The 13275-nt window shown below is 32.8% G+C and carries 11 protein-coding genes and 1 CRISPR repeat array; all 11 genes read left to right on the top strand.

The genetic code is table 11. From position 1 onward, the window contains the following. The 11 genes from cas4 to RH95_RS04625 all read left to right on the top strand — a co-directional run bounded on the left by cas4 (position 1) and on the right by RH95_RS04625 (position 13262). Positions 1 to 654 (top strand): CRISPR-associated protein Cas4, encoded by a 654-nt coding sequence (gene cas4 / locus RH95_RS04675; protein WP_010245155.1) that lies wholly within the window; start codon positions 1 to 3, stop codon positions 652 to 654. Then, the gene (gene cas1c, locus RH95_RS04670; protein ID WP_010245152.1) at positions 651 to 1682 is read left to right on the top strand and encodes a type I-C CRISPR-associated endonuclease Cas1c; all 1032 of its coding nucleotides are present in this window, start codon (positions 651 to 653) and stop codon (positions 1680 to 1682) included. Before cas4 ends, cas1c begins: the two co-directional genes overlap by 4 nt. A 1-nt stretch (position 1683) precedes the next feature. Beyond that, positions 1684 to 1977 (top strand): CRISPR-associated endonuclease Cas2, encoded by a 294-nt coding sequence (gene cas2, locus RH95_RS04665; RefSeq protein ID WP_010245148.1) that lies wholly within the window; start codon positions 1684 to 1686, stop codon positions 1975 to 1977. 131 nt (positions 1978 to 2108) lie between these two features. Continuing rightward, a CRISPR array of direct repeats spans positions 2109 to 3879; the repeat unit is 32 nt; unit sequence GTCGCACCCTTTATGGGTGCGTGGATTGAAAT. Between the two features lie 224 nt (positions 3880 to 4103). After that, positions 4104 to 5807 carry a proline--tRNA ligase gene (locus RH95_RS04660; protein WP_010245145.1) on the top strand — a complete coding sequence of 568 codons (1704 nt, stop codon included), beginning with the start codon at positions 4104 to 4106 and terminating at the stop codon, positions 5805 to 5807. 1 nt (position 5808) lies between these two features. Beyond that, positions 5809 to 6030, top strand: coding sequence for a YdbC family protein (locus tag RH95_RS04655; protein WP_010245141.1), 222 nt, complete (start codon positions 5809 to 5811; stop codon positions 6028 to 6030). 69 nt (positions 6031 to 6099) lie between these two features. After that, positions 6100 to 7458, top strand: a complete 1359-nt coding sequence (gene tig, locus RH95_RS04650; RefSeq protein WP_010245138.1) for a trigger factor — start codon at positions 6100 to 6102, stop codon at positions 7456 to 7458. Between the two features lie 17 nt (positions 7459 to 7475). Beyond that, positions 7476 to 8060, top strand: coding sequence for an ATP-dependent Clp endopeptidase proteolytic subunit ClpP (gene clpP, locus RH95_RS04645; protein ID WP_010245135.1), 585 nt, complete (start codon positions 7476 to 7478; stop codon positions 8058 to 8060). Positions 8061 to 8068: 8 nt separating this feature from the next. Further along, positions 8069 to 9286 (top strand): ATP-dependent Clp protease ATP-binding subunit ClpX, encoded by a 1218-nt coding sequence (gene clpX / locus RH95_RS04640; RefSeq protein ID WP_010245132.1) that lies wholly within the window; start codon positions 8069 to 8071, stop codon positions 9284 to 9286. A gap of 46 nt (positions 9287 to 9332) precedes the next feature. Further along, complete coding sequence (lon, locus tag RH95_RS04635; RefSeq protein ID WP_010245129.1) at positions 9333 to 11666, top strand: endopeptidase La; 2334 nt, start codon at positions 9333 to 9335, stop codon at positions 11664 to 11666. Further along, positions 11653 to 12249, top strand: a complete 597-nt coding sequence (gene yihA / locus RH95_RS04630) for a ribosome biogenesis GTP-binding protein YihA/YsxC (protein WP_010245126.1) — start codon at positions 11653 to 11655, stop codon at positions 12247 to 12249. The genes lon and yihA overlap by 14 nt, the downstream gene beginning before the upstream one ends. 146 nt (positions 12250 to 12395) lie before the next feature. Then, entirely contained in the window at positions 12396 to 13262 is an 867-nt protein-coding gene (locus RH95_RS04625) for a DUF1002 domain-containing protein (RefSeq protein WP_010245124.1), read from the top strand. Positions 13263 to 13275 lie beyond the last annotated feature (13 nt).

The raw sequence follows: 13275 nt of genomic DNA, 5'->3' as shown, positions 1-13275 counted from the left end.
ATGTATGCTGAAGACGACTATTTAATGCTAAGTGGTTTACAACACTTTTTGTTTTGCAAAAGACAGTGGGCACTTATTCATATAGAAAATATATGGACAGAAAATTTTTTCACAGCACAAGGTCAAATAGTTCACGAAAAAGCAGACGAACCTTTTATAAAAGAGAAGAGAAAAAATATAATAATATCAAGAGCAATGTCAGTGAGTTCCAAAACTTTGGGGCTCTCGGGCAGGCTTGATGTAATAGAATTTCATAGGTCAGAAGAAGGAATCAAACTAAAAAATAGAAGCGGAAAATGGAAACCAATAATTGTCGAATACAAACGAGGAAAAAAGAAAAAATATGATTATGACAACGCTCAACTAATGGCACAAGCAATTTGTATAGAAGAGGACTTTAACATAAAACTTGAATATGGATATGTTTACTACAACGAAACTGATACAAGAGAAAAAGTAGAATTCACAGAAGAACTTAGAAGTTTAACAATAAATTCTTCAGAAAAAATGCATGAATATTACAAAAACAAATACATACCAAGAGCAGAATATTTTAAAAATTGCAAACTTTGTTCACTTTGTGAAGAATGTAGACCTAGACTCACAAAAAAGATAAAAAGTGTTAGTAATTATATTTATGGAGCAGAGTTATGAAAAAATTATTAAACACACTTTATGTGACAAATCCAGATTACTATCTTAAAAAAGAAGGAAGGAATATATCAGTAACATTGGATTCAAAAAGAGTAGCAAGATATCCTATCCACATTTTAAAACAAATAGTTTGCTTTAACTATATGGGAGTAAGCCCAGCTCTTATGAAGATGTGCATGGAAGAAAATGTTGCAATAACATTTTTTACACCCTATGGGAAATATTGTGGCAGAGTAATAGGTGCATCTTATGGAAATATTTACACAAGGAAAAAACAATATAAAATGCAGGAATCAGAAGAGTCCTTAGATTTTGTAAAAAATATAATTTATGCCAAAGCCTACAATTCTAGAAAAATTTTAATAAGAGGAAAATTAGACCACAAAGATAAAGTGGATGTATTAAGATTAGAAGAAGCAATAGACGCAATAAAGATATTAATGTTAGAAATTAGAAACTGTAGTAATAAAGACAGTGTGAGAGGAATTGAAGGGACTATAGCGAGATTTTATTTTTCTGTATTAGATGAACTAATTATAAAACAAAGAGAAGACTTTTACTTTATAGAGAGATCAAAAAGACCACCAATGGATAGATTCAATGCATTGATTTCTTTTTTATACTCATTATTTACAAATAATATAGCAGCAGCACTTGAAGGTGTTGGAATAGATTCTTATGCAGGTTTTTTTCACACAGATAGACCGGGAAGAGTTAGCATGGCACTAGACATAATAGAAGAAATGAGAGCCCTTTTAGTTGATAAGTTTTCTCTTTCAATGATAAACTTGGGCAGAATAAATAAAAATCATTTTGAAGTAAAAGAAAATGGGGCAACATTATTAAACGAGAAAGGAAGACAAATAGTATTAGAAAATTGGAACAAAAAAGAACAAGATGAGATATATCACACATTTATAGAAGAAAATATAAAAATAGGATTACTTCCTCATATACAGGCGCAACTTTTAAATTCATACATAAGAGGAGATATAGAATCTTATCCACCATTTATGATAGGAGGATAAAATGCAAGTATTAATAACATATGACGTAGAAACAATAACATCTGAAGGAAAAAAAAGACTTAGGCAAGTATCAAAAGTATGTGTTGATTATGGGCAAAGAGTACAAAATTCAGTATTTGAATTAAATATTTATCAAGCAGATTTATTAGAAATAAAAAACAAACTTATAAAAATAATTGATCCGCAAAAAGATTCAATAAGAATTTATAATTTAGGGAAAAATTGGGAGAGAAGAGTAGAAACATTAGGAAAAGATGATTCCTATAATCCAGAAAAAGATTTACTTATGTTATAATGGATATGAGAATTAGAGTTAAACATAAAAACATATAAACTAACTCACAAAGAATAGTAAAAAAGAGACAAAACTCTAAAAAAATGATTAGCTGTATTTTTTTTAATTGATGAAAATGTCTAAAAAATGCAGTCGCACCCTTTATGGGTGCGTGGATTGAAATGAATCCTCAAATCTTAACTTTGCAAGTATGCAAAGTCGCACCCTTTATGGGTGCGTGGATTGAAATAACTATTCCTCACCAAATTCTTCCCAACGAACTTGTCGCACCCTTTATGGGTGCGTGGATTGAAATACGACTTTAGTCTCCGCCTTAGGTTTTGGTGCGATCGTCGCACCCTTTATGGGTGCGTGGATTGAAATTTTTATAAGGTTCTAACCAATGCAGAATGTACTTCGTCGCACCCTTTATGGGTGCGTGGATTGAAATTAACTTTGATGCCTTTTTGATTTTTGCTGACTTAGGTCGCACCCTTTATGGGTGCGTGGATTGAAATTAAGGGACGATTAAGTCCAGAGCAAAAAGAATTTTGTCGCACCCTTTATGGGTGCGTGGATTGAAATGTTATTGGTATTAGGTCTTCAATGATGCCATCAGGTCGCACCCTTTATGGGTGCGTGGATTGAAATCAGCACCATCAGGACATGTTCCATGCAAGGTACACGTCGCACCCTTTATGGGTGCGTGGATTGAAATTTGGCCCCTCTGAATAAAGCGAAAGAAGTTGCAGGGTCGCACCCTTTATGGGTGCGTGGATTGAAATATAATTACTCGCTTTTACATAATGCTTTTGATGAGTCGCACCCTTTATGGGTGCGTGGATTGAAATAATTTATTTAATACATACTCAAAATTTCCATCCCAGGTCGCACCCTTTATGGGTGCGTGGATTGAAATCTTAACCTTAAAGACACCAGTAGTAACATTCCAGGTCGCACCCTTTATGGGTGCGTGGATTGAAATGCTGATATAAGCTGTATGACCACATAAAGTGTTAGGTCGCACCCTTTATGGGTGCGTGGATTGAAATATTTGACCCAAGTCCCGAAATAGAGGTTTTACCCGTCGCACCCTTTATGGGTGCGTGGATTGAAATAAAGATAGTGGTCGTGTGACTGTTAAGATGACAGAGTCGCACCCTTTATGGGTGCGTGGATTGAAATTCAATGACTATATGCAAGGAATGTCCTTATCTGATGTCGCACCCTTTATGGGTGCGTGGATTGAAATACTAATAAGACAATTTGAATAACTAACAGGATAAGTCGCACCCTTTATGGGTGCGTGGATTGAAATCTTTAACTTCATTCCATTTGCTTGTTATTCCTTCTGGTCGCACCCTTTATGGGTGCGTGGATTGAAATATTACTGTTAAAATAAACTATTCTCTTGATGGTGAGTCGCACCCTTTATGGGTGCGTGGATTGAAATTATAGATGTAGCAGTCCATTTCGTTTTGGACTTCTAGTCGCACCCTTTATGGGTGCGTGGATTGAAATGGTAAATCGTAAAAATGAACTTGCTGATTGATGGAGGTCGCACCCTTTATGGGTGCGTGGATTGAAATGATTTTTAAATCACAAAACATGCCTCAAAAAATGGGTCGCACCCTTTATGGGTGCGTGGATTGAAATTTGTCTATTGCCCTGCTTAGATACCTGGACCACAGTCGCACCCTTTATGGATCCGTGGATTGAAATATAAGTTTTATTTTGTAAGTTTTGCCACCTATGTGTCGCACCCTTTATGGGTGCGTGGATTGAAATATTATTTACAATATTTCTTCTAATATAAATTTTAAGTCGCACCCTTTATGGGTGCGTGGATTGAAATGATAGGCTAAGTGGTTTTCTTTCGTAAAGCATAGCCGTCGCACCCTTTATGGGTGCGTGAATTGAAATAAAAGTTTAAAATACAAATGATGCTTTTAGGTAGAGTTAATTTTTGATTTGCTCAACTGTAAAAGCATTTTTTATTTGAATTTATTAAAAAGTTAATTATACTTTAACAAATGTGTAGTCTTAATAGCTTTGTAGTATAATAAAAATAGCGTGCTATGAGATTTTTTGTAAAAACTTGTAGAAATTTATTTTATTTATTATAATACTTTTATTATGGAGGTAATATGAGATTATCAAAACTTTATATGCCAACTTTAAGGGAAGATCCTCAAGATGCAGAGATTGCATCTCACAAGTTTCTTTTAAGAGCTGGTATGATTAGAAAATCTGCTAGTGGTATTTATACATATTTGCCACTTGGTTATAGATCTATTAGAAAAATTGAAAATATTGTGCGTGAAGAGATGGATAATGCAGGGGCTATGGAAATTTTAATGTCTGCTATCCAACCTTCTGAAATTTGGAAAGAGTCTGGAAGATGGGAAAAGTTTGGACCAGAGATGTTTAAATTAAAGGATAGAAATGATAGAGAGTTTTGTCTTGGACCTACTGCGGAAGAATATTTTACTACTCTTGTTAGGGATGAAGTCAAGTCTTATAAGGATCTTCCTTTAAATTTATATCAAATTCAAACTAAATATAGAGATGAAAAGAGGCCTAGATTTGGCATCAATAGAGCCAGAGAATTTTCTATGAAGGATGCCTATACTTTTGATGTTTCTCCTGAAACTTTAGAAATTTCTTACAATAATATGTACAATGCTTATGAAAAAATCTTTGATAGGTTAGAGCTTGATTATAAAATTGTTGAGGGCGACAATGGTGCAATGGGAGGAACTGGCTCTCATGAATTCATTGCTCTTTCTGAAACTGGTGAAGGTGTTATTGTTTATTCTAATTCTGGTAAGTTTGGTGCGACAGAAGAAAAAGCTCCTGTTGAGTATATTCTTCCTCAAAGTGAAGATGTAAAAGATTTGGAAAAAGTTCACACTCCTAATGCTAGTACAATTGAAGAGGTTTCTAAGTTTTTAGATGTTGATTCTAAAAGATGTGCTAAGGCAATTGACCTTATGATTGAAGATGAGCCTGTTATTGTTTTTATTCCAGGGGACAGGGAACTTAATCTTGCTAAACTTGTTTCTTACACTGGCGTAGCTGAACACGATATTAGAATGATGGAAGATAGTGAAATTGAATCTATAAAAACTAAAAAAGGTTACACTGGTCCAATTGATTTAGATGTTAGAAAGATTTTTGATAAAAGAATAACAGAAATAAATAATCTTGTAATTGGAGCTAATGAAGATGAGTACCACTATGTTAATGCAAATTATGGCAGAGATTTTGATGGAGAAGTTGTTGATGACCTTTTACTTGTGACAGAAGGCGATAAGGTGCCTGGTACTGATGAAGACTATAAATTTGCAAGAGGTATTGAAGTTGGGAATATTTTTAAATTGGGTACAAAATATTCAGAGGCTTTAAATGCTACTTATCTAGATGAAAATGGTAAAAGCAATTATTTCTATATGGGTTCTTATGGTGTTGGAATTACAAGATCTGTGACTGCTGTAATTGAACAGAATCACGATGACAATGGAATTATTTGGCCTATGGCTGTTGCACCTTATGAAGCAATTGTTACTATTGTAAATACAAAGGATGATGATCAAGTTGCTCTTGGCGAAAGAATTTATGAAGATTTAAAATCTCAAGGTGTAGAAGTTTTGCTTGATGATAGAAAAGAAAGAGCAGGAGTTAAATTTAAGGACAGAGATTTAATTGGAATTCCACTTAGAATTACTTGTGGTAAAAAATCTTCTTATAATATTGTTGAATATTCAACTAGAAGAGAATTGAAAAATTTTGAGATTTCTTTTGAAGATGCAATTAGAACTGTTTTAAATGAAGTAGAAAAGGTTAGGTAATATGAGCGATTTTAAATTTGAAATAACAGAACATTTAGGAGTTCTTTCTGAAAGTACTAAGGGATGGACTAAGGAACTAAATAAAGTTAGTTTTAATGATAGACCACCTAAATATGACCTTAGAGAATGGGATCCAAATCATGAAAAAATGTCAAAAGGTGTAACACTTAATGATGAAGAAATAGAAATACTCTCTAAGATACTAAGGGACAGAGGGATTTAATATATTTTTAAAATAACTTATGTTATAATATATGAATGAAAAAAAGTCATGTGCGAGGAGGCAATTAAAATGGAAATAAAAAAGAAAGAAAACAATACTGTTTTTTTTGATATTGTTTTAAAAAGAGAAGATATAAATAAAGCTGAAACTGAAGTATACAAGAAAAATAAAAAGCATTTTCAACTTCCTGGTTTCAGAAAGGGTCATGTTCCTAGACAAATGATTGAAAATATGTATGGAAAAGATGTATTCTTTGAAGATGCAATCAATGAACTTTTGCCAGCAGAATATGAAAAAGCTATAAGTGAACTTGATCTTAAAGTTGTTGATCAACCAAATATTGATATTGACGAAGAATCAATTGATAAAGATGATTTAATTGTAAATGTTTCTGTTGATGTTAAGCCTGAAGTAGAAATTAAGGATTATGAAGGAATAGAAATTGAAGATCCAACTATGGAAGTAACTGATGAACTTATTGATTCTGAAGTTGAAAATGAAAGAGCAATGAATGCAAGAATTATAAATGTTGATGACAGGGCTGTAGAAGAAGGCGACACTGTAAATATTGATTTTAAAGGTTCTTTAGATGGGGAATATTTTGATGGTGGCACTGCTGAAAGTCAAGATCTTAAAGTTGGTTCAAATACATTTATTCCGGGCTTTGAAGAACAATTAATCGGTCATGAAATTGGAGAAGAATTTGATATAAATGTAAAGTTCCCAGAAGATTATCATCAAAAAGATCTTGCCGAGAAGGATGCTAAATTTGAAATTAAAATAAATAGTATTTCCTATGAAGAACTTCCTGAACTTGACGATGAGTTTGTGAAAGACATTTCTGAATTTGATACTCTTGATGAATTTAAAGAAGATCTTAGAAAGAAAAAAGAAGAAGAATTCAAAGTTAATTCTAAAATGGAAAAAGAAAGAAGAGCAATAGATAAAATCGGTGAAATGGTAGATACAGATATTCCTGAAGGAATGATTAACGCTCAAATTGATGATATGATTAGAAATTATGATCAAACTCTTAGAGCACAAGGAATAAGTTTTGAAGACTATATTAAAATGGTAGGTCAAAGTCTTGATGAGTTTAAGGAAACTATGAAACCAGAAGCTGAAAAGACTGTTAAAAATGACCTTGCACTAGAAGCTCTTGTTAAGTCCGAAAATGTTGAAGTAAGTGATGAAGAAGTCGAAGAAGAAGTAAATAAAGTTGTAGAAGAGTACTTCAAAGACGACAAGGATCACATGGAAAAAATGAGAGAATATATGCTAAATCAAAATAAGGAAGTTGTAAGAGAGGACCTTAAGAAGAGAAAAGCAATTGATAAATTAGTAGAAAAAGTAAAATTTGTAGAACCAGAAGAAACTACTGAAGAAGAAATTAAAGAAGAAGTAAAAAAAGATAAAGAAGATAAATAATCAGAGGATGTGATTAAATGGCATTAGTGCCAATGGTAGTAGAACAAACGAATAGGGGAGAAAGATCCTATGACATTTATTCAAGGCTTTTAAAGGACAGAATTATTTTTGCCAGTGGCGAAGTAAATGATGCTATGGCAGATTTAATAGTTGCACAACTTTTGTTTTTAGAATCTGAAGATCCGAATAAAGATATACAACTTTATATTAATTCACCTGGCGGATCTGTCAGTGCAGGTTTTGCAATTTATGATACTATGAATTATATAAAGCCAGATGTATCTACAATTTGTATAGGAATGGCTGCATCAATGGGTGCTTTTTTACTTGCGTCAGGTGCAAAAGGAAAGAGATTTGCACTTCCTAATTCTGACATTATGATTCATCAACCTTCTGGTGGAGCACAAGGTCAAGCAAGTGATATACAAATTAATGCAGAAAAGATTTTAAAAATTAGACACAAATTAAATGAAATTTTATCTGATAGAACTGGTCAACCTCTTGAAAAAATTGAAAGAGATACGGATAGAGATTACTGGCTTAGTTCAGAAGAAGCCAAAAAGTATGGTTTAATAGATAAAGTTATTGAAAAAAGGTCTTGAGGTGAAATATGGCAAATACAGATGAAATTTTGAGATGTTCATTCTGTGGGAAAACACAAAATCAAGTGAATAGATTAATCGCCGGGCCTAATGTAAATATATGTGATGAGTGCATAGAGAGATGCCACTCAATTTTAGAAGAGGAAGTTCCTGTAAATATTAATAGAGAGTTCAACTTGAAGAAACCTAATGAGATAAAAGAAATTTTAGATCAGTATGTTGTAAAACAAGAAGATGCGAAAAGAGCTCTTGCAGTAGCTGTATACAATCATTATAAGAGAATTAGTTCTTCAAAAAAAGCAGATAAAGATATTGAACTTCAAAAGTCAAATATTTTAATGATTGGACCAACAGGATCAGGAAAAACTCTTCTTGCACAGACTTTAGCAAGACTTTTAAATGTTCCCTTTGCCATTGCTGATGCAACTACCCTAACTGAAGCTGGATATGTTGGTGAAGATGTTGAGAATATTATCTTGAAGTTAATTCAAAATGCAGATTATGACATTGAAAGAGCAGAAAAGGGAATCATCTATATTGATGAAATAGATAAGATTGCTAGGAAGTCTGAAAATGTATCTATTACAAGAGATGTAAGCGGTGAAGGAGTTCAACAGGCTTTGCTGAAAATAATTGAGGGGACTGTTGCAAATGTTCCTCCACAAGGCGGAAGAAAACATCCTTCTCAAGAGTTTATCCAAGTCGACACTACAAATATTTTATTTATTGTTGGTGGAGCTTTTGATGGAATTGAAAAGATTATCGAAAATAGAACTGCAAAATCTTCTATGGGTTTTGGGTCAGAGATTGTCGATAAAAGAGCAAATAGAGAAAATATTCTTAAAAAAGTTGAAACTGAAGACTTATTAAAGTTTGGACTTATACCAGAACTCATAGGCAGACTTCCTGTAACTATAACTCTTGAGGAATTAGACGAAGATGCCCTAGTAGAAATTTTGACTAAGCCAAAGAATGCCCTTGTAAAACAATACAAGGAGCTATTAAAGTTTGACGATGTTGAATTAATTTTTGACGACCAAGCCCTAAATTATATTGCAAAGAAGGCAATAGAAAAGAAGGCAGGAGCTAGAGGCTTAAGAGGAGTTATCGAAAACACCATTATGAATGTCATGTACGAAATTCCTTCAAGAGATGACATCAAGGCAGTAAAAATAACTAAGGAATCAGTAGAAGGCACAGCATCTGCTGAGTTAATAAAAAAATAAAAATAAATTTAGCCGTGGTTGACACGGCTTTTTTAGAAGGTGAAAAATGGAAAAAGTAAAATTACCACTAATCCCTCTTCGCGACTTAGTAAGCTTTCCCCACATGGTCATGCACTTTGATTGCGGTAGAAAAATTTCTGTAAACGCAATTGAAAGGTCAGAAATGCAGGATTCAAAAATATTTTTGGTGGCGCAAAGAGAACTGGAAGTTGAAGACCCAAAGAGAGAAGACCTCTTTGATGTTGGGACTGTGGCAACTATAAAACAAATTTTAAAACTCCCAGGTGGAGTTGTTAGGGTCCTAGTTGAAGGTGAAGAGAGGGCAAGAATCTCAAGCCTTGATATTAGCGAGGAGATAATTGAAGCGGATATAGAAATCCTAGAAGAAGAGGAAATTGACTACAGAGAAGACGACCAAATCGAGGCAGCACTTCGCCTTGCTTTAAATGACTTGGAATCTTACGCTTCCTTAGATGAAAAATTCTTCCCAGGACTTTTATCTAACATTGCAGACACAGACAACCCATCAAGGTTTATCGACACTGTTGTTGGCTATCTTGACTTTAAACTTGAAGAGTACCAAAAACTACTTGAGACAACTGATATTTACGAAAGACTTGTTGCCTTTCACGAGATAATGAAAAAGGAAATTGAAATTCTTTCTATTGAGAAAAAGATAAATGACAAAGTTAAAAGCAATATGGACGAAATTCAGAGGGAATATTATTTAAAAGAACAACTTAAAATAATTCATCAAGAACTTGGCGATGGAGAGGAAGAAGGCGAGCTTACAGAAACTTATAAGAAAAAAATTGAAGATAAAAAACTTCCGGAAGAAGTAAAAGAAAAAGCTCTTAGTGAAATTAAAAGATTAAACAATTTGAATTCACAATCTCCAGATTATTCTATGCTTATAAACTATTTAGATTGGATAATTGACCTTCCTTGGCTTGAAGGCAGCAGCGAAAAAGTTGAGTTAAAAGATGCTAGAAAAGTTTTAAATGATGAACACTATGGTCTAAAAAGTGTAAAAGAGAGAATTTTAGAATTTATAGCTGTAAGAACTTTATCAGAGGGCAAACAAAAAGGGCCTATTTTGTGTCTAGTAGGTCCTCCTGGAGTTGGGAAAACTTCTATTGCTAAGTCCATTGCAAAAGCTCTAGATAAAGAATTTGTCCGCATGAGCCTTGGTGGTGTAACTGATGAAGCAGAGATTAGAGGACACAGAAGGACTTATATTGGTGCTCTACCAGGAAGAATTATAAGTGAAATGAAAAAAGCAGGCACAAATGATCCAGTATTTTTATTTGATGAAATAGATAAAGTGGGAAATGACTTTAAAGGAGATCCTGCTTCTGCACTTTTAGAAGTTTTGGATCCTGAGCAAAATAATACTTTTACAGATAGATATTTGGAGCTTCCTTTTGATTTATCTAAAGTGTTTTTTATTGCTACGGCTAACACAACACAAACTATTCCAAGACCTCTTTTAGATAGAATGGAAGTAATTGAAATTGGAGGGTATACTCCAAATGAGAAATTAAATATAGCAAAAAAATATTTAGTTTCAAAACAAATTTCTGAAAATGGATTAAAAAGTGAAAATATAAATATTTCAGATAGAGCTTTAAAAGATATAATTGATTATTACACTCGTGAATCAGGAGTTAGAGGTCTTGAAAAACAAATTTCAAAAATTGTGAGAAAGTCTGCGCTAAAGATTGTAGAAGAGAATGAAGGAAAAGTTTCGGTGTCTACTAGAAATATTTCAGATTTTTTAGGGGAGAAAATTTATTTAATTAGTGAAAGAGAAAAAATTTCTGAAATTGGTTCTGTAAATGGACTTGCTTGGACGCAAGTGGGTGGAACTACACTTGTAATAGAAACAACAGTTATGCCAGGAAATGGGAAACTTACGCTTACAGGCTCTCTTGGCGATGTCATGAAAGAATCTGCCATAGCAGCAACTTCTTATATTGCGTCAAATGCAGAAGAATTTGATGTTGATCCAAATTTTAGAACTAATAAAGACATTCACATTCATGTGCCAGAAGGTGCAGTGCCAAAAGATGGGCCATCTGCAGGTATAACAATTGCAACCTCAGTTTTGTCTGCACTTACAAAAAAACCAGTGAGAAATGATGTTGCCATGACAGGAGAGATAACTCTTCGTGGGAAAGTTCTTCCAATTGGAGGACTTAAAGAAAAACTTTTGGCTGCAGAAAGATTTGGAGTTAGTACAGTTATTATTCCGGAAGAAAATAAGAGAGATTTAAAAGAAATTGAAGAATCAGCTGTTAAAAAGTTGGAAATAAAAACAGTTTCAAATTTTAAAGAAGTTGCAAAAATTGCGATAGGTGATTTTAATGAAGATAAATAACGCAGAACTTGAAAAAGTTGCTGTGCTTGAAAAGCAATATCCACATGAAAATTTGCCAGAATTTGCCTTTGCAGGAAGGTCTAATGTTGGTAAATCTTCTTTTATAAATGCAATGCTAAACAGAAAAAATCTAGCAAGGACTTCATCAACGCCAGGAAAGACTCGCACAATTAATTTTTACAAAATAAATAATTCTCTTCGCTTTGTAGATTTGCCTGGTTATGGTTATGCAAAAGTGGCAAAAAGTGAAAAAGAAAAATGGGCTGGAATAATAAATAGGTATCTTGAAACTAGAGAGAATATTCTGGAAACAATTTTACTTGTAGATATAAGACATGAACCCACAAATTTAGATAAGCAAATGTATGACTATATAATAGATTCAGGATTTTCAGGAATAGTTGTAGCTACCAAAAAAGATAAAATAAAAAGATCGCAAATAAATAAACACATAGATACAATTGCAAAAAAATTGGGTGTAGAACACAAAGAAAATATAATTCCATTTTCATCACAAGATAGAGATGAAGTAAAAGATATGTGGTTTATCTTTGAAGATATGATGCGTTTTTATGATGAATAAGAACAAAATATAGATAGAGCTAGTTGAAACTGGCTCTTTTTGTTGTAAAATAATTGTTTCAAAAAAATATATAGAAATAAATTTCACACAAATTTTAAATATAATTCATAATAAAATGATATTGTATAAATAATCGGAGGGATATTATGAAGAATAAAAATAAAATTGCAATTTTATTCTTGGCAATTTTATTAATTTTACCATCCTTTGCCTTTGCAAAAGATGTGGATGAAATTGTGATTCTTGGAAGCGACTTAAAGGAAACACAAAAAGATGAAATGCTTCAAGAGATGAAAGCAGATGAGAATGCAAAAATAATTGAAGTAACAAATGCTGAAGAATATAAGTACTTAGGTGATGTACTTTCTCCAAAGGAGATAGGCAATAAGGCAATTTCATCAGCAATAGTTAAGTACACAGAAAGAGGTAGTGGAATAAATATAAAATTATCAGACAATATACGAGTCGTAAAAGAAGATGCCTTTAGAAATGCACTTACAACTGTGGGAATAGAAGATGCAGATATTTACGTAACTGCACCAGGAAAAGTTAGCGGAACAGCAGCATTGACAGGAATTTTGAAATCTTATGAAGTAAATACTGGAAAAAAGCTTCCTGAAGATTTAAAAAAAGTTGCCAATGAAGAATTAGTAGTTCAAACAGAACTCTCAGAAGAAATTGGCGATGAGAACTCTAATGACATAATTTATCAAATAAAAGATGCAATGGCAAAAAATATGCCTAAGGATGAAAAAGAAGTTAGATCATTAATAGAAGAAGTAGCAGATAATTACGATATAAAATTAACCAAAGGGCAAGAAGATAAACTTGTTTCACTATTTAACAATATGAAAGATGCAGATGTAGATTGGAATAAAATAGCAGATGCAGCAGTAAAATATAAAAATAAAGCCTCAAAATTTCTAAACTCCGAAGAGGGAGAAAAGGCAGTAAAAGATACAAAAAATTTTATAGAAAAATTTATAGATTTTATAGTATCACTTTTTAAATAATAAATTCTAGAAA

The sequence above is a fragment of the Peptoniphilus rhinitidis 1-13 genome (genome assembly GCF_000246925.1).
Classification (GTDB): domain Bacteria; phylum Bacillota; class Clostridia; order Tissierellales; family Peptoniphilaceae; genus Peptoniphilus_A; species Peptoniphilus_A lacydonensis.
The sequence above is the reverse complement of the archived record's forward strand: the minus strand, read 5'-3'. Positions and strand labels throughout refer to the sequence as shown.